Here is a 17,959-nt window from a genome sequence, read left to right on the forward strand (position 1 = left end):
GGATGAGCCGCAAGACAAGGCAGCGGGGTGCCTGGACCAATTGGGCCGGCGACGAGACGTGTACGCCCCGTCAAATACTGCAGCCACGATCGGTTGACGAGGTCGCTGATGCAACAAAGCGTGCGGCCGCGATGGGCCGGACCGTCCGCGTCGTAGGGGCCGGCCACTCGTTCAACGACCAGGTCTGTACCGACGGCCTCCTTCTGAACCTGGACCGGATCAGCGGCCTGCAGCATGTCGACGCGAAGGCAGGGCTGGTCACCGTCGGCGCAGGTACCCGCCTCGCCGATCTGAACCTCCAGCTCGCCCAGCACGGACTCGCCCTGCCCAACCTCGGTGACATAGACCGGCAGAGCATCGCGGGCGCCATGTCCACCGGCACCCACGGAACGGGCCGAAAGCTAGGAAACCTCGCTACCCAAATCGAGTCCCTCGACCTCGTACTGGCCGACGGCACCACACTGACCTGCACAGACAATGAGCCTGAAGTCTTGCAGGCAGCCCGCGTGAGCCTCGGAGCGCTCGGCGTGATCACAAGCTACACCCTGCGCGTCGTGCCGGCCTTCGCGCTGCGGGCCGAAGCCAGATCCATGCCGCTCGCGGAGACGCTCGGGTCTCTGGACGAACTCGTCGACGGAAACGATCACTTCGAGTTCTTCCTGTTCCCCCACAGCGATGCCGCCTTGGTGAAGTTGAACAACCGCACCGACGACGCCGTCCGACCACCACGTGACCTGGTACAGGGCATCGCCGAATTCGTCGAGAACGGTGTGTTCGACACGGCGTGCCGGGCGGGGCGCCGCTTCCCGTCCCAGATCCCGCGCCTGAATCGGGCCATCACCCGGCTCATGACACCGTCCGAGTACGTCGATCAGAGCTACCGAATCTTCGCCAGCAGACGCTCGGTGCGGTTCACCGAAATGGAGTGGGCAGTACCGCGCGCCGCGTGCTCTGAGGTTCTCCGGGAGATCCTGCGGACGATCGACCGTGATCGCCTTGACGTTGGCTTCCCGATCGAGGTGCGGTTCGTGGCTCCCGACGAGCTGTCCCACCTGAGTCCGGCCTACGGTCGAGAGACCGCCTACCTGGCTGTCCACATGTATCAGGGCATGCCCTGGAAGCCGTACTTCCGGGCCGTTCAGGACGTAGCACGGGCTTACGGAGGCCGGCCGCACTGGGGGAAGCGGCACCTGATGGAGGCGGACGCGCTGGCAGCCCGCTACCCCGCCTGGCAGCGATTCCAGGCGGTCCGGTCGCGACTCGATCCGCAAGGAACCTTCACCAACAGCCACCTGCGCCGAGTGCTCGGACCCGTGGAGGGCACCGGTACCTCGGCATCGGCCGGCGGTCACGTCCAGGCCGACGACGACGCCCAGAGGGGATGGTAGGAACGTGCTGATCAACGAACTGCAGACCCCCGCACTTCTGGTCGAGCAGGCAGCCCTTCGACACAACCTCGACACGATGAGTGCCGCGCTGCCCGGCGCGCGGCTCCGGCCGCACGTCAAGGCGCACAAGTGCACGAGTCTGGCCCGACTCCAGTACGCCAACGGGCACCGGGGCTTCACGTGCGCGACGATCCGCGAGGTTGAAGCCATGGCAGCGGCCGGCCTCGGCGAGGACCTCCTGCTCGCGAACGAGGTACTCGACACCCGCCGCCTGGGGCGGCTGGTTGAGGACGGGCATCGCGTGACGGTCGCCGTGGACTCGGCCGAGACGATCGAGGCGGCCATTGCCGGCGGGGTGCGTGAGGTTCTCATCGACGTCAACGTCGGATTGCCGCGATGCGGCTGCCCGTCTGACTCAGCCGGCGCGCTCGCTGACCTTGCCCGACGAGCCGGGCTGATCGTGCGTGGAGTCATGGGGTACGAGGGCCACCTCATGCTCGTGCAGCCGGAGGCGGAACGCCGGGAACAAACCGAGCAGGCCATGCAGCAGTTGCTCGCTGCGAGCGCCGAGGTCGGGGGTGACTTGATCAGCGCGGGGGGAACCGGCACCTGCACCGTTAACACCTGGGCCAACGAAATCCAGGCCGGTTCCTACGCCCTCATGGATACCGCCTACCAAGAGCTCGGACAGCCCTTCCAGCAGGCTCTCTTCGTCCTTGGCCGGGTCATCTCGGTGTCGTCCGGTTGGGCCGTCGTCGATGTCGGGCTGAAATCGCTCAGCCTTGATCACGGGCTTCCGCACATCGACGGAGCAGAAGTCTGGTTCTGCTCCGATGAGCACACCACGTTTCGCACCGGAAGTGGCGCCCGGCCCAGTGTGGGGGACCTCGTCCGCGTACGACCCGCGCATGTCGATCCCACTGTGGCGCTCCACGACACCCTCTACCTGGTCGACGGCTCGCAGGTAGTCGAGCCATGGCCGGTCGACATGCGGGGCTGGTGATCATCGCTGTGCTGGGCTCTTCCGCCGGCACGCTCTCTTGAGAGGAGGGCATCGCCTAGGTGAGGCACCGATCGGATACCTCGTGGCATTGCCGTCGGAATCCACCGCCCCGCTCCGGCCTTACTGCTGCTAGCGACCAACGCCCTTTTCGGCCTGTCCCATTGCCGACACTGCGTCAGAACCTGTCTCGGCGTGGATCACAGCGGTCGGCTGCTCCGGACGGCGCAGCCGACCGTGCCGCACCCCGCGGCACCCGAACTCCCCGCTCCACCGACCGCGAATGTGCGTCGTCCAACCCATGACCCCGAGTGATATCCCACCCACACGGAGGCAGAAACATGGAAACACCAGCATTCACGCGCAGACGAGGACTTCAGTTGATGGCCGCGGCCGCGGGCAGCCTTGTACTTGGCACCGGCCCGGCTGCCGCAGCGGCGGCGGACGCGTCCGCCCCGTCCCCGTATCTGGTCGGCCGCGGGATCGCCGACATCACCGGCGCGGCCGCCGAGAGCGGCATGATGGGCTACTCCGTGATCGGCCAGCAGACCAGCGGCATCCACCAGCGGCTGCGGGCGCGGGCCTTCGTCATCGTGGACCCCGTGAGCGGCAACCGCATCGCCTGGTGCAACACCGACCAAGGCCTCCTCCCGTTCGCCGTCTTCCATGCAGTGCTGGCTCGGCTAGCCGCCGCGTACGGCACCACCTACACCGAGCAGAACGTCTCCCTCAGCGCGACCCACACCCACTCGGGACCTGGCGGGTGCGCACACGACCTCGCCTACAACCTGTCGATCGGCGGCTTCCAGGAGCAGAACTTCGACGCCGTGGTCGCCGGCATCGTCGAGGCGATCGGCGCCGCCCACGCCGACCTCAAACCCGGCAGCATCACCCTTGGCCGCGGCGAGCTCACCGACGCAAGCGTCAACCGCTCCCGCCCCGCCTTCGAGCTCAACCCCCAGGCGGACAAGGACGTCTACCCCCTCGGCATCGACCCCACGATGACCGTGCTGCGCTTCCGCCAAGGCCACACCGATGTCGGTGCGATCAGCTGGTTCCCCACCCACGGCACCTCCATGACCAACACCAACACGCTGATCAGCGGCGACAACAAGGGCTACGCCGCCTACGCGTGGGAGCACGACGCCGCCGGGGTGCGCTACCTCGACGGCGCGCCCAGTTTCGTGGCTGCCTTCCCGCAGACCAACTCCGGCGACATGTCACCCAACCTCAATCTCAAACCCGGATCCGGCCCTACCGGGGACGAGTTCGAGAACACCCGGATCATCGGCATGCGCCAGTGCACCACCGCGCAGCAGATCCACGCCAGTGCCGCCACCCCGATCCGTGGCGGCATCGACTCCCGGCTGCGCTATGTCGACATGTCTCAGGTCCAGGTCGACGGCCGCTACACCCCCGACGGCCAGACCCATCACACCAGTTCGGGCGTCATCGGTCTCTCCACGCTGGCCGGCAGCCTCGAGGATGGACCGGGCATCCCCGGCATCATCGAGGGCACGCCGTCCCCGCTCGCGCCGCTGATCGACCACCTCAACTCCGACGTCCCGCAATGGCTCGCCGACGAGCAGTCGCCCAAGACCTGTGTCGTCCCCGGCGGACTGCTCCAGGCGACCCCCAACGTCCTCCCCCTGCAACTTCTCAAGATCGGCCAGCTCTACCTGATCGGCGGCCCCGCCGAATACACCATCGTCTCCGGACTCCGCATCCGCCGGACCGTGGCCGAGGAGCTCGGCGTCCCGCTGGAGAACGTGCTAATGCAGGGCTACACCAACGGGTACAGCCAGTACGTCACCACGCCCGAGGAGTACGAGGGCCAGCAGTACGAGGGCGCCTCCACGCTCTTCGGCAAATACACCACGCCCGCCTACCAGCAGGAGTTCGCCAAGCTGTCCTCCGCGCTGCGCAACGGCGCCAGCCTCCCGCTCGGCGAACTGCCGCCCGACCCCGCCATCGGCACGCTGAACGTCCAGACCGGCGTCGTCCTGGACAGCCCCGGCGCGCTGCGCTCTTACGGCCAGGTGCTCACCGACACGGCCGGCAGCTACCGGACGGGCCAGCAGGTGACCGCGGTCTTCGTCACTGGGCACCCCAAGAACAACCTGCACCGCGGTGGCACCTTCCTGGAGATCCAGCGGTCGCAGGGCGGCAGCTGGGCGCGGTATCTCGACGACGGCGACTGGCAGACGAAGTTCCACTGGCAGCGCACCAACGTCGTGACCGGGGAATCCGCCGCGACCATCACGTGGGACATCGTGCCCGGCACCCCGCCGGGCACGTACCGGATCGTCCACCATGGCGATGCCAAGAACGGCCTGACAGGGGCGATCAGCGCGTTCACCGGCATCTCACGCCCCTTCTCCGTCTCCTGACAACCTCGCCCATCTTGCTGGCCTAGACGCCGAACTCCTGCCACGCCCCACGCAGTTGCTTGCAGGGGGTAGCGCGCGGATCACGGGTGGCGTCGTGGTGAGCATCGCGGGTTGGGCCGATGCACTGGCCGCGTCTCGGGGCGGCGGAGACGACTCCAGGGCCGGGGCGTGGGCCGGCCCTCCAGACCGCTACGCCGCGCTGGAGGTGGCGAGTTACCTCAACGTCGGCAGGCCCTGGGGCAACTCGCTCACCTGCTCTGGGCGGTACGTGACGGCGGGCAGCACGCCGGTCGCCGGATCAACGCGTGTGCTTCTCGAGTCGCTCCTACAACTGGACTCGCTCTAGCAGGAGTTCTTCCGTCGCATCCCACGCCGTCGGCTACCGCACGGGCGCCGTTATACGCAATTGGCGGCTGATTCGAAAGGGTGATGCACGCCTGGCAGACGGCGGCGAGGAGCGCTTCGACCTGGCGATCGGCCCGGATGGCCGCCATTCGATCGTCCACGCCGCGATGCATCCCGACGCGCTCGCCCCTACAGCGGCTACCTGACCTGACCTGGCAGACGGTCACCGACCGCCTGCCAGGCTCCGCCCGAAGCCTTCCCGAGCCCGGACGCAGCCGCTGTGGCCTCTCCCCCAGAGGCAGATACGCCAGGCACTACGGCCATTCGGGTGCCTTCCGTCTGCGCAGATGCCCGGCGCCCCGGACTGTTGAGGCTATGAGACAGAGCATCATGTCCGAGGTGAAGGACGCCGTCACTCCACGGGCCACGCTGCTGGTGATCGGAGTGATCGCATTGCAGTTGCTGTTCATCGCCTCCTATGTGGGAGCACTGCACGAGCCCAGGCTCAAGGACGTGCCTTTCGGAGTCGTCGCACCACAGGCGTTGACTGAGCAGACGGTGACCCGACTTGAGAAGCTGCCTGGCTCGCCGCTGGATCCGCGTGCGTTGCCCGACGAAGGGGCGGCGCGGGAACAGATCATGAACCGGGACATCGACGGCGCGCTCGTGGCGCACCCCGCCGGCACTACCGACACGCTGCTGGTCGCCTCCGGCGGCGGCAGGGCCCTGTCCATCGCGCTGGGCACGCTCACCGCCACCCTGGATAAGGCCCAGGGGCGTACCGTCCGGACGGTCGACGTGGCTCCGGTCTCCCCCCACGACTTCAACGGCCTGTCTTCCTTCTACCTGGTCATCGGCTGGTGTGTCGGCGCCTATCTGTGCGCGTCGATCCTGGCGATCAGTGCCGGTGCCCGCCCGGCCAACCTGGCCCGCGCGGCAACACGCCTGGGCACGATGGCACTGGTCTCGATCGTTGGCGGACTCGGTGGCGCGATCATCGTTGGACCGATCCTGGGCGCCCTGCCGGGCGGCGTGATGGCCCTATGGGGGCTTGGCGCGCTGCTCATCTTCGCGGTCGGCGCCGCCACACTGGCCCTCCAGGGCCTCTTCGGCATCATCGGCATCGGCCTGGCGATCCTGCTCATCGTGATTTTGGGCAACCCGAGCGCGGGCGGTGCCTTCCCCGCACCAATGCTGCCGCCGTTCTGGCAGGCGATCGGCCCCGCTTTGCCACCAGGCGCGGGCACCTGGGCGGCCCGCTCGATCTCCTACTTCGACGGCAACGGCATGACGTCCTCCCTGCTGGTGCTGTCGGCCTGGGCAGTCGCGGGCATCCTCATCACCCTGCTCGCTGCGGCACTCCGGCAGCGCCGTGCCGCGGAGCCCGGCCCTGTCGGGACGGAAGCACGCGGCGCCGCAGACTGAGCGGGCTTGGGAGCGTGCGGCCTGGGGGCTGGCAATCAGGCGTGGGGGATCTGCACGAACCCGAACACTTCGTCGACGAGAGTCGCGAGGGACTGGTCCGTGTCGCTGTCGGCCCATCGCATGATGGCGACATCGAAGCAGCCCAATGCGGTGTTGAGCATCGTCTGAGCCTTCAACTCGGCGTCGGGACGATCAGGGTCGATCCGGGACGCGATCTCGGGTACGAGGGCGTCGGTCCAGGCCAGATGCTTCTCGAGGTATCGCGCGCGCAGACCTGGTGTTTGGCAGATGACGCGGGTCGCCCGCTTCCAGCGCCCGGAGTCGATGTCCATCTGATGAGCGGCCGTCTGGAAGGTGGCGCGCAGCGCGTCCCACGCCGGGCTCCCGCCGAGATGCCTCAGCAATTCGTCCCGGACTTCCTCGGCGGTGGGGATGCGGTCGCCGAAGACGACGTCTTCCTTGTTGCTGAAGTAGCGGAAGAAGCTGCGCTGGGAGATGCCCGCCGCCGCCACGATGTCGGCGACGGTGACCTGATCGAAGCCGGTGGTGTCGAAGAGCTCGAGCGCCGTGTCGGCCAGAGCTTCGGTGACGGCCTGGCGGGTTTTCATGCGCAGGCCGGGTGTGGTGGTCTCCCTCATACGTGAAGGCTACCAGTGCCACAGTTGACACTCTATGCCAGGAGTGGCGTATCGTGTCATGAGCGTGAGGTGCGAGGTCCGCGGCAGCGACCAGTCGCCCGGACCCTGCTCAGAACAGATGATGATTCGGGGCACTCACGCCAGATCACGGTTACCAAGTCCGCTGCGTCGACAGTGGAGCCGTCTCGGCAGGAGGAAGGGTCGACATGACCAAGGTGCTTTTCGTTGTGTCTGCAGCTGATCGTTGGACCTTGAGGGATGGGGAGGTGCATCCGTCGGGGTTCTGGGGTGAGGAGCTGGCAATGCCGCACAAGATCTTCACCGAGGCCGGGTGGGAGATCACGATCGCGACGCCGGGCGGGAAGGTCCCGACGCTGGACCAGCTGAGCATGTCCCGTACCGCGGGCTGGCCGTCGAAGCTGCGTGAGGTGGCCTCGTATCTGGAGTCGATCAAGGCCGAGCTGAACAGTCCGCGGTCGCTGGACGAGATCGATCCGGACGACTTCGATGTGGTGTTCTACCCGGGCGGGCACGGTCCGATGGAGGACCTGTCGGTCGACCCGGTCTCGGGTGCGCTGATCACGCGCGTGCTTGCCTCGGGCAAGCCGCTGGCGTTGTTGTGCCATGCGCCGGCTGCGGCGTTCGCGGCGACGAACGAAGACGGGTCGTGGCCGTTCACCGGCTACCGGATGACGGGGCTGTCCAACCTCGAGGAGAAGTTCAACAGCTTCGGCCGCAAGGCCGTCTGGCTGCTGGAGGACCGGCTGCGTGAGAGCGGCGCGGACTACGTCAAGGCCCGTCTGCCACTGCGCCCGTTCGTGGTCGTCGACCGTAACCTCTACACCGGCCAGAACCCGCCGTCCTCCGAGCGCCTCGCCGAGCGACTCGTCGCCGATGTGAACGCCGCGGCACGCTAACCAGCCGGCTCACTGCGCCACGTCAGGGCTGCGCCCACGCACCTCCCGAGGCACGACGCGGTCGCCTCGTCCGCTGCAGATACCCGCTCACGGCACCGGCCGCCACGCTGACGCTTGTGGACCCACGGCACGGACAACCCGCCTCACCAATCGCCTGGAAGGCACGCCCATGACCGGCACCGCCGCATCCATTGCACAGCAAGACCAGGAGATCCCAGACATCGTCGCAGGGCTGCGGGCCACGTTCGACACAGGTGCCACCCGGCCGGCCGCCTGGCGCCGACGCCAACTCCGCGGCCTGCGGAGCTTTCTGACGAACCACACCCGGGCCATCGAGGAAGCCCTCTACGACGACTTGCGCAAGGGGCGCACCGAATCTCACCTCACCGAGATCGGAGGAGTCCTGGCGGAGATCGATCACGCCCTGCGTCACCTCGAGCGATGGATGAAGCCGCGGCGGGCCGCCGTCCCCATGAACATGAAACCGGCAACGGCTCGCATCCATCCCGAACCCCTCGGGGTGTGCCTGGTCATCGCGCCCTGGAACTATCCGCTGACACTGACGCTGAACCCGCTGGTCGGCGCACTGTCAGCCGGCAATGCAGCCGTCGTCAAGCCGAGCGAGCTGGCTCCCGCCACCAGCGCCCTGATCGCCGGTCTTCTCCCCCGTTACGTGGAGGCCGTCGCCGTCGTCGAAGGAGCGGTCGAGGAGACCACGCTGCTGCTTGAGCAGCGGTTCGAGCACATCTTCTACACCGGGAACGGCACGGTCGGCCGGATCGTGGCCGCCGCCGCGGCACGGAACCTGACCCCGACCACCCTCGAGCTTGGCGGCAAGTCACCCGTCTTCATCGACGAGACGGCCGACATGGCCGTCACGGCGCGCCGACTGGCATGGGGCAAGTTCACCAACGCCGGTCAGACCTGCGTCGCACCCGACTACGTCCTGGTCACGCCGGCCGCCCGGGACTCCCTGCTGTCCGCGCTGCCGGGAACGATCCGGGAGATGTTCGGGCCCAACCCCCGAACCAGCTCCGACTACGGGCGCATCGTCAACGACCGTCACTTCCAGCGCCTGACCAGGCTCCTGGCAGAGGGCAAGCCCCTCGCCGGGGGCCCGTCCGACGCGGCTGAGCGCTACATCGCACCCACCGTGCTGACCGACGTGCCGCACGGAGCCGCTGTGATGACCGAAGAGATCTTCGGCCCGATCCTCCCCGTCCTGACCGTACGTGACGTCCACGAGGCCATCGACTTCATCAACGCCAGGGACAAGCCCCTCTCCCTGTACGCGTTCACCCGCGACAGGGCCGCCCGGCGAGCGCTGCTGGAAAAGACCTCCTCCGGAGGAATCGTCTACAACGCACCGATGATCCACCTCGGCGTCCCGAACCTGCCGTTCGGCGGTGTCGGAGAGTCCGGCATGGGCGCCTACCACGGCAAGACGTCTTTCGACACTTTCAGCCACCGCAAGCCTGTCCTCTCCAAGCCCACGCGGCCCGACACCCTGCGTCTGATCTACGCGCCGCACACCTCCCGGTCGTTCGCCTTCATCGCCAAGGCCGTGGCCCGGACCCACCCGATCCTGGGGAAGGAACGATGACCAGCCGCATCATTGTGCTCGGCGCCACCGGCTACACAGGCGGCCTCGTCCTCAACGCCCTTCTGCGCAGGGGCGTGGAACCGACCGTGGCCGGACGAAACCCCGCCGCCCTGACTGCTCTCGCCCAACGCGCCGGCGGGCTCGACCACCTGGTCGTCGACGCCACCGACCCCGCTGGCCTGCAGCAGCACCTGCAACGCGGAGATGTCCTCATCACCACCGTCGGCCCCTTCGAACGCTTCGGCTTTCCCGTCGCGCAGGCCGCCGCCGATGCAGGCGCCCATTACATCGACTCGACCGGCGAAGTCGGATTCGTCCGCGCCCTGCACGAACGGCACCACCAACGCGCCCGCGACACCGGTGCGGTGATGCTGCCCGCCTTCGGCTACGACTACGTCCCCGGCGTTCTCGCCGGAGCCCTCGCCGCTCGCGAAGCAGGAGATGCCGCGCGGACGCTTGACATCGGTTACTTCGCCACGGGGCCGATCTGGCGCGGGATCAGCGAAGGAACACGCACCACCATGCGCGACGGCATGACCCTGCCCTCGCCACGCTGGCACCGGCACCAGCTCACCGAGGAACGCACCGCCTCCCGCGTCCACCGCTTCACCGTCCGAGGCCGCCGCAAGTCCGCCTTCCTGGTCTCCGGCACCGAAGTACTCTTCCTGCCCGAGGCCTTCCCATCACTCGACGACGTCTCCGTCTACAACGGCTGGTTCCCCGAACTCAGCCGCCCTCTCTGCCTGTACTCGGCCCTCGCCAACGCCACCACGCGTCTCCCGGCTGGCCGCAAACTGACCGACGCCCTGACCCGCCCGCTGCTCATCGGCCCGCCGGGCGGCCCCGACGCCGCGCTGCGCGAGCGCATCCCCTCCCACGTCGTCGCTGTCGCCTCCACGGGCGTTTCGGGCAGCGCCCCGCTCGCAGAAGTCCACCTCGAAGGCCCCAACCCCTACAGCCTCACCGGTGAACTCATCGCCTGGGCCGCCCACCACATCGCGACCCATTCCGATGTCAATCCCGGCGTCGTCGGACCCACCGCGGCCTTCGGCCTCGAAACACTGCGCCACGCTTGTGCCGAGCTCGGGCTCGTCACGGTCTGACCGGCAGGCGGTCTCAGAGCTGGCGGAGCTTGTGGGCGGCCTCGGTGGCCCAGTAGGTCAGGATCATCTGCGCGCCGGCCCGCCGGATACCGGTGAGGGTTTCCAGGATCGCCCTGTCGCGGTCGATCCAGCCCTTCTCTGCGGCGGCTTCGACCATCGCGTACTCGCCGCTGATCTGGTAGGCGGCGACAGGCACATCCACCGATGCGGCGACCTTGGCAAGGATGTCGAGGTACGGTCCGGCGGGCTTCACCATCACCATGTCCGCGCCCTCCTCCAGGTCCAGCGCCAACTCCCGCAGCGACTCACGGTTGTTGGCGGGGTCCTGCTGGTAGGTCTTGCGGTCACCCTTGAGGGAGGAGCCGACGGCCTCGCGGAAGGGGCCGTAGAAAGCGGAGGAGTACTTCGCGGTGTAGGCGAGGATCGACACGTCCTCCTTGCCAACGGTGTCCAGGGCGTCCCTGATCACCCCGACCTGGCCGTCCATCATCCCGGACGGAGCGACGACGTGGACGCCGGCGTCGGCCTGGAACTGGGCCATCTCGGCGTAACGTTCCAGCGTGGCGTCATTGTCAACGCGGCCGTCGGTGTCAAGGACACCGCAGTGACCGTGGTCGGTGAACTCGTCGAGGCACAGGTCCGACATGATGACCAGCTCATCGCCGACCTCGGCCTTCACGTCCCGGATGGCGACCTGCAAGATCCCGTCCGGATCCGTGCCCGCAGTTCCGGCGGCGTCCTTCTTCGCGTCCTCGGGCACCCCGTAAAGCATGATCCCGGAGACCCCGGCCTGCACCGCCTCCGTGGCGGCCTTCCGCAGGGTGTCACGCGTGTGCTGGACGACACCGGGCATGGCCTGGATCGGCACGGGCTCGGTGATCCCCTCACGCACGAACGCGGGCAGGACCAGATCGGCGGGGTGCAGCCGGGTCTCGGCCACCATCCGCCGCAGGGCAGTCGTCGTCCGCAGCCGTCGCGGCCGCACCCCGGGAAAGGATCCGTACGAGTTCATAAACCCGAGGCTACGCCCGCATAAACAGTGCACTTACCGACATGTTGTTGCTGTTCCCGGCTGTGGGCTTTCGTTCCGTGGGGCATCGGGTTGCGCCCCTACCGCGGGCGCGGACGATGACGGCCGCCTGGGGGACACGACGGACGCCGACGGGGAACTCCTGGACGACGAGGTCGGCGGCCGGCGTGCCGGCCGTGTGGTGTCCGAAGACGAGGGCACGAGACCGAACTCGTCCGGCCCGGATGCCCAGGACATCGGCCTCGACGGTGGGGCGGCGTCCGCCGAGGAAGCCGCGATGCACATCGTCGGCGAGGAGTGATCCTGGGGAACACCCCTTTGGTTAGGCGTCTTTCAGGTGAATGCCTTTGGTCTCCCGCATGAGATAGCACGCGATCCCCGTGAGCGAGCACAGCAACATGATGTAGAAGCTGGAGAGCCGGGCCACGTCGAGCTCGATGAAGAGTTGGTTCAGGTACGGTGCGGTGCCTCCGAAGACGGCCACGGAGACGGAGTAGGCAAAGCCGATGGCCTGCGTGCGTACTCGGGTCGGGAAGTTTTCCGACATGGTGGCGGACAGAAGCGCTCCGGGGATGGCCACGACGGCGAGGGCGACCGAGGATGCCACAAGGAGGGTCCAGCCCTGTGAACCGATCATTCCCGTAAGCGGGATCTGCAGGGCGATCATCAACGCGGCGAACGTGATCATCATCGGGCGGCGGCCGACCTTGTCGGAGAGACGGCCCCAGAGCGGCAAGGTGACCATGGCGATGCACTGGGCGCCGACCGAGCTCCAGTAGGCGGCGCTGGCGTCCATGCCTTTCTGGGCGATGGCGTAGGTCGAGACGTATGAGGTCCAGGTGTAGTGAGCGGCGGTGATGCCCGAGGTCATCGTGATGACGAGCAGGATGGCTCGGGCCACTTGCTTCCGGGACAACGGGGTGGGCTCGTCGTTCGACTTCTGGTCGGAGAAGACGTCGCTCTCGTCCATGCTGCGGCGCAGGTACAGGGCGGCGAGGGCGAGGAACGCTCCGAGGACGAAGGGGATGCGCCAGCCCCACCGGGCGACTTCACTGTCGGACAATACGGATGTCACCGCCCCGCCCACCGAGTAGGCGACGGCAGATCCGCCGAAGATCGCGACGAAGACGATGCTTCCCCATAGTCCGCGGCGCTCGTTGGGTGCGATCTCCGCGACGTAGGTGTTGGCCGTCGCGGACTCGCCGCCGTGGGCGAATCCCTGTGCCATGCGGGCGAGGAGGAGGATGAGCGAGGCCCAGGCCCCGAGGGATGCGTAGGTGGGCATGAGTCCGATGACGAGGCTTCCGGCGGCCATCATCAGCATGGTGGTGACGAGTACGAATTTGCGGCCGCGTCGGTCGGCGACCCGGCCGAAGACGATGCCTCCCAGCGGGCGCATGAGGAAACCCACTGCGAAGACGGCAAGGGTGGACAGCAGCGCCGAGACCCCGTCGGATGATTGGAACATGGCGGTGGCGATGAAGGGCGCGAAGACGGCGTAGGCGCTCCACTCGTACCACTCGAGGACGTTCCCGATCGTGCTGGCGAAGAGGGACTTTCGCTTCGATCGCAGCGTGGGGCTCGGCTGGGTTCTGGTCCCGGTCGCTGTTGCGGGCCCTGTTGGTGTGTTGCTCACAAGAGACTCCTTCGCTGTTTTCGGGCAGGAGTGAGTGAGGTCTGTACTCGGAGGTGAGGTGGTGTCAGACGCTGTCGGGCGTCAGCGGCGGATGGCCGTGGTCAGGCCGGCGTACTGTGCGGCCATCTCCAGCAGGCGGGGTACTCCTGCCTCCAGTGAGGGCCCGAAGACTGTGTCGTTGGGGCGTTCGCCACGTTGCCAGCGGGTGTAGATGGCCTCGCAGAAGATCGCTGCCTTCCAGAGTGCGAGGGTCTGATACCAAGGAAGCGGAGTGAGGTCGAGGCCTGTGCGGGACTGGTAGCGGTCTGCCAGTTGAAGTCTGGTGAGGTAGCCGAGTGCCTGGGTGACCGGGGTCAGTTCCAGCGGGGTGGTCGGGCTGCCGGCCTCGGAGTAGGTGGCGGTGACGTAGCCCAGGTCCGCCAGTGGGTCGCCGAGTGTTGCCACCTCCCAGTCCAGGATCGCGACGAACTCGGCGGGTGCGCGCGGGGCGAACATGAGGTTGCCCATGCGGTAGTCGCCGTGTACCACCGTGGCCGCCTGGCTCGTCGGCAGGTTGCGGCCGAGCCAGCCTGCGATCCGCTCCACCGCGGGAAGGCTGCGCGATCGCGGTGCGGCCCGTGAACCGTTCCTGGCCGGTGTGGTTCTGGTTCAACGGATCAGTCCTTTGACGGGGAGGACGGTCCGGTGCTGCCGGCCTTGCGGAGTTCGGCGCGCCGGATCTTGCCGCTCTGGGTCTTGGGCAGGTCGGCGATGACGTGGACCTGGCGGGGGCACTTGTAGGCCGCCAGGCGGCCGCGGGAGAAGGCGATCAGCTCCTCCTGCGTAGCGCTCTGGCCCGTCTTGAGGGAGACGTAGGCGACGACGGTTTCGCCGCGGTAGTCGTCCGGCTGCCCGATGACGGCGGCCTCGAGCACCGCCGGGTGCTCGTACAGCGCGTCCTCGACCTCGCGTGGCCAGACCTTGTAGCCGGACACGTTGATCTGGTCCTTGAGCCGGTCCACGAGGTAGACCCAGCCTTGCTCGTCGATGATGGCGACGTCGCCGGTACGCAACCGGCCCTCCGGCATGGTCTGCGCGGTGGCCTCGGCCTTCCTCCAATATCCGGGGACCACCTGTGGCCCGCTCAACTCGAGTTCGCCCTGCTCTCCGCTGGGCACCGGGCGGCCGTGCAGGTCCACGACGCGCGCGGTGAGGTGCGGCAGAGGCAGCCCGATGGACAGGGTTCCGCTGGGCAGGTGGATCGGTGCCCTGCGTCCCGGAGGCACGGCGATGACGGCGGAGGTCGTCTCGGTCATGCCGTAGCCGTTGTAGATGTAGACGCCGAATCGTTCCTGGAACCGCTCGACGGTCGCCGGCGGGATCGGCGCACCTCCGGAGTACAGGGTTTTCACCGACGCGAAGTGCCTCGGCTGTGCGTGTGGCAGCTCGTAGATGGCGTTATACGCCGTGATGGAGCCGATCGTGAAGGTCACCCCGTGCTCGGCGATGGCTTCCAGGACGGCCTCGGGGTGGAACCGGCCCGTGAGGACGAGCGTGGTGTCCGTGAGCAGCGAGATGGCCGCGTTGACCACGGCGCCGGTGATGTGGAACAGCGGAGCGATGGCGAGCACGACGTCCCCGTCGCTCAGGCCGGTCCACGCGCCGCAGGTCGCCACCACGCTGAGGACGTTGCCGTGGGTGTTCATGGCACCCTTCGGCGGTCCGGTCGTTCCAGAGGTGTAGGTCAGGAACGCGACGTCGTCACGGGTCAGTTGCACCGGTGTGGGCCGGGAACCGCCGAACTCCTCGATCAGTGCCGCGAGGTCGCCGTCCGGCGCCGGGGCGGGGCGTTCCGTCGTCGCGAAGACCCGCGCATCGTTGCGTGACTGGTAGTCCAGCGCCGACGTGCTGATCAGCCACCGGACCGTGCTTCCCTCAAGGGTGCCGAGCGTCTCCTCGGCGTCGGCATCCGCGCACACGATCCCGATCGCCCCGGCGTCGTCGATGATTCGGCGAAGTTCGTGCCGCCGGTACATCGGGTTGAGCCCCAGGGCCGTGGCACCCAGCTTCCACAAGGCCAGCAGCACGAGCGCGTACTGAGGGATGTTCTGCAGGTATACGCCGACGCGGTCACCTCGCCGGGTTCCGCGGGCTTCGAACGCGGCCGCGAGGGCGTCCGACGCCGCGTCCACGTCCTGCGCGGACAGGGCGCCGTCGAAGTAGCGCAGCGCCGCGGCGCCCGGATTCTTCGCTACCCGTGCTTTCCATGCGGCCACAAGAGAGTCGTGGACGACCGTCATCTCTGCTGCACCGGCCAAAGGCAAGGAACCCCACGGAGGATCTTCAGGAACCGTCACTTCTCGTCCCTCCTGCCCGCGTCACCGCGCAGGCCAATGGTTACCGAGCGCTCGCTCGGTTCGTTTTGTGCGAGGTAGGGTTACCGAGCGATCGCTCGGTGAAGGATTGATGCGGCGGGAGCGCTGTGTCAAGGGGTCTGTTGTCGGCGTCGACCGAGCGGCGCTGCATACTGACTTGCCGACGCGACGAAGATCCGGGCGAGGGGAGCGCTGTGACCAAGATGGATGCCAGGGTGGCCTGGAGGACGTACTCAGCCAGCGGACTGCCGCCCATCCTCGAGACTGCGCTGGCCTGTTTCATGGAGCACGGCTACCACGGGACAACGATCCGGACGGTGGCCTCCCGGGCGGAGCTCTCCGTGCCGGGGCTGTACTACCACTACGCATCGAAACAGGCACTACTCGTCGCGATCGTCTCTTATGCCATGGACGACCTGTGGGAACGCAGCACCGCGGCCTTGGAGGAGGCCGGCACCGACATCCAGCGGAGGCTGGACCTGCTCGTGGAGTGCCTCGTGCTGTTCCACGCCTATCGGCGGGACCTCGCGTTCATCGCCTACAGCGAGATCCGCAGCCTCACCGGAGAAGCCCGTACCACCTACATAGCCGCCCGCGACCGCCAGCAGCGCCTGATGGACCACGTGATCGAAGACGGTGTGGCGCAGAAGGTCTTCACCACCGCATATCCGCGTGAGGTCAGCAGGGCGATCGTCACCATGTGCACCGGCGTTTCCCAGTGGTACCGCGCAGAAGGCGAACACACCCCTCAAGCACTCGCAGAGCGGTACCGCGCCATGACCCGCATGACAGTCGGCGCACCGTGAACAGCACTCTTCGTCCATCGGCCCAGTCAGGACAGCGGAGTTCACCTCTGGGAAACCTGACCACGAGCCACAGGATCTCTGTCGAGCAACGGCCCGGTCATCCTCCCTGTGGGCATACCTGCGGCTGAGTTGCGCTTGCCCAGTAGGCCACGAACGATGGAACCGGGCATTCCCGCCCGGGCAGGGGGATCTACAGGCGCGGCCGGTTTGGCCGCAGGAACAGGGCACACGTGTGCTCGTGACATGGGAGTGAACATGACCGAGCTTCCCCCGCCGATCACCCCGTACCTGGAGCCCGCCGCGAAGGAGTTGTGCGAGGCGACCGATCCGCACCCGCGGATCTACGAGGTCCCCCCGGAGAAGGGCCGCGACATCCTGCTCGGCCTGCAGAGCGACCCGAGCGTGCCCCGCCCGGAGGTCGACGAGGAGTGGGTCGATGTGGACGCGGGCGAGTGGGGCACGGTCCGCACCCGGATCATCCGGCCCAAGGGGGCTACCGGCTCACTGCCGGTGGTGTTCTACATCCACGGCGCCGGCTGGGTCTTCGGCGACGACAAGACCCACGACCGCCTCTTCCGCGAGCTGGCCGTCGGCGCCGGGGCGGCGGGTGTCTTCCCCGTCTACGACCGCGCGCCGGAGGCGAAGTACCCCACACAGGTCGAGCAGAACTACGCGGTGGGCCAGTGGGTTCTGGAGCACGGCGCCGACCACGGCCTGGACACCTCGCGCATCGCCGTCACCGGCGAGTCGGTCGGCGGCTGCATGTCCGCCGTCTTCGCACTGATGAACAAGGAGCGCGGCGGCATCGACCTCAAGGCTCAGGTCCTGCTCTACCCGGTGGCCAACGCCGACTTCGACACCCCGTCCTACCTCCAGTTCGCCGAGGGCTACTACCTCACCCGCGACGGCATGAAGTGGTTCTGGGACGCCTACACCACCGACCCCACCCAGCGCACCGAGGTGCACGCCTCTCCGCTCCAGGCATCCCTGGACCAGCTCCGGGGGCTCCCCACCACCCTAGTCATCACCGACGAGGCCGACGTCCTGCGCGACGAGGGCGAGCAGTACGCCAACAAGCTCCGCGAGGCCGGTGTCGATGTGACTTCCGTCCGCGTGGCGGGCATGGTCCACGACTTCCTCCTCCTGGACAGCCTGCGCGACACCCGCGCGGCCAACGTAGCCCGCACACTCGCCGTCGACGCTCTGCGGACGGCACTGCACGACAGCTAGCTCCACCCCCTGGCACGGATGCGCAATCCGGGTCCGCCGAAGCCCTTCGTGGCACGGACGGGCCCGGATCTGACGCTTCCTTCGTCCCGGTCGC

At 67.7% G+C, this 17,959-nt stretch carries 14 protein-coding genes and 1 pseudogene; 10 read left to right on the plus strand and 5 right to left on the minus strand.

The window, feature by feature from the left end:
* Positions 1 to 2: 2 nt before the first annotated feature.
* From LGI35_RS00195 to LGI35_RS00210, 4 genes are all read left to right on the plus strand, one after another.
* On the plus strand, positions 3 to 1,388 hold the full coding sequence (locus LGI35_RS00195) for a D-arabinono-1,4-lactone oxidase (RefSeq protein WP_227291563.1): 1,386 nt from the start codon (positions 3 to 5) through the stop codon (positions 1,386 to 1,388).
* Between the two features lie 4 nt (positions 1,389 to 1,392).
* Positions 1,393 to 2,391 carry an alanine racemase gene (locus tag LGI35_RS00200; RefSeq protein WP_227291564.1) on the plus strand — a complete coding sequence of 333 codons (999 nt, stop codon included), beginning with the start codon at positions 1,393 to 1,395 and terminating at the stop codon, positions 2,389 to 2,391.
* 338 nt (positions 2,392 to 2,729) lie between these two features.
* Positions 2,730 to 4,778, plus strand: a complete 2,049-nt coding sequence (locus tag LGI35_RS00205) for a neutral/alkaline ceramidase (protein ID WP_227291565.1) — start codon at positions 2,730 to 2,732, stop codon at positions 4,776 to 4,778.
* A gap of 720 nt (positions 4,779 to 5,498) precedes the next feature.
* Positions 5,499 to 6,548, plus strand: a complete 1,050-nt coding sequence (locus LGI35_RS00210) for a YhgE/Pip domain-containing protein (protein ID WP_227291566.1) — start codon at positions 5,499 to 5,501, stop codon at positions 6,546 to 6,548.
* 35 nt (positions 6,549 to 6,583) lie between these two features.
* On the opposite strand, the gene LGI35_RS00215 is transcribed toward LGI35_RS00210, so the two are convergent.
* On the minus strand, positions 6,584 to 7,186 hold the full coding sequence (locus tag LGI35_RS00215) for a TetR family transcriptional regulator (RefSeq protein WP_227291567.1): 603 nt from the start codon (positions 7,184 to 7,186) through the stop codon (positions 6,584 to 6,586).
* Positions 7,187 to 7,392: 206 nt separating this feature from the next.
* Between LGI35_RS00215 and LGI35_RS00220 the strand changes: the two genes are divergently transcribed.
* From LGI35_RS00220 to LGI35_RS00230, 3 genes are all read left to right on the plus strand, one after another.
* Positions 7,393 to 8,103 (plus strand): type 1 glutamine amidotransferase domain-containing protein, encoded by a 711-nt coding sequence (locus LGI35_RS00220; RefSeq protein WP_227291568.1) that lies wholly within the window; start codon positions 7,393 to 7,395, stop codon positions 8,101 to 8,103.
* A gap of 169 nt (positions 8,104 to 8,272) precedes the next feature.
* Positions 8,273 to 9,706 carry an aldehyde dehydrogenase family protein gene (locus LGI35_RS00225; RefSeq protein WP_227291569.1) on the plus strand — a complete coding sequence of 478 codons (1,434 nt, stop codon included), beginning with the start codon at positions 8,273 to 8,275 and terminating at the stop codon, positions 9,704 to 9,706.
* Positions 9,703 to 10,809 (plus strand): saccharopine dehydrogenase family protein, encoded by a 1,107-nt coding sequence (locus LGI35_RS00230; RefSeq protein WP_227291570.1) that lies wholly within the window; start codon positions 9,703 to 9,705, stop codon positions 10,807 to 10,809. Before LGI35_RS00225 ends, LGI35_RS00230 begins: the two co-directional genes overlap by 4 nt.
* 13 nt (positions 10,810 to 10,822) lie before the next feature.
* Here LGI35_RS00230 and hemB read toward each other — a convergent pair whose 3' ends face one another.
* The gene (hemB, locus tag LGI35_RS00235) at positions 10,823 to 11,821 is read right to left on the minus strand and encodes a porphobilinogen synthase (RefSeq protein WP_227291571.1); all 999 of its coding nucleotides are present in this window, start codon (positions 11,819 to 11,821) and stop codon (positions 10,823 to 10,825) included.
* A gap of 160 nt (positions 11,822 to 11,981) precedes the next feature.
* Between hemB and LGI35_RS00240 the strand changes: the two genes are divergently transcribed.
* Positions 11,982 to 12,140, plus strand: coding sequence for a DUF5709 domain-containing protein (locus tag LGI35_RS00240; RefSeq protein WP_390956114.1), 159 nt, complete (start codon positions 11,982 to 11,984; stop codon positions 12,138 to 12,140).
* Between the two features lie 21 nt (positions 12,141 to 12,161).
* On the opposite strand, the gene LGI35_RS00245 is transcribed toward LGI35_RS00240, so the two are convergent.
* From LGI35_RS00245 to LGI35_RS00255, 3 genes and pseudogenes are all read right to left on the minus strand, one after another.
* A complete protein-coding gene (locus tag LGI35_RS00245) occupies positions 12,162 to 13,475 on the minus strand; it encodes an MFS transporter (RefSeq protein WP_227291572.1) in 1,314 nt (437 codons plus the stop codon).
* A gap of 81 nt (positions 13,476 to 13,556) precedes the next feature.
* Positions 13,557 to 14,063 (minus strand): annotated as a pseudogene (locus tag LGI35_RS00250) (phosphotransferase); the annotation flags it as partial.
* Positions 14,064 to 14,131: 68 nt separating this feature from the next.
* Positions 14,132 to 15,754, minus strand: a complete 1,623-nt coding sequence (locus LGI35_RS00255) for a class I adenylate-forming enzyme family protein (RefSeq protein WP_227291574.1) — start codon at positions 15,752 to 15,754, stop codon at positions 14,132 to 14,134.
* 278 nt (positions 15,755 to 16,032) lie between these two features.
* Between LGI35_RS00255 and LGI35_RS00260 the strand changes: the two genes are divergently transcribed.
* Both LGI35_RS00260 and LGI35_RS00265 read left to right on the plus strand, forming a co-directional pair.
* The gene (locus LGI35_RS00260) at positions 16,033 to 16,635 is read left to right on the plus strand and encodes a TetR/AcrR family transcriptional regulator (protein ID WP_227300154.1); all 603 of its coding nucleotides are present in this window, start codon (positions 16,033 to 16,035) and stop codon (positions 16,633 to 16,635) included.
* Between the two features lie 255 nt (positions 16,636 to 16,890).
* A complete protein-coding gene (locus LGI35_RS00265; protein ID WP_227291575.1) occupies positions 16,891 to 17,865 on the plus strand; it encodes an alpha/beta hydrolase in 975 nt (324 codons plus the stop codon).
* Positions 17,866 to 17,959 lie beyond the last annotated feature (94 nt).

Origin of the sequence: Streptomyces longhuiensis, assembly GCF_020616555.1 — a bacterium.
GTDB lineage: Bacteria > Actinomycetota > Actinomycetes > Streptomycetales > Streptomycetaceae > Streptomyces > Streptomyces longhuiensis.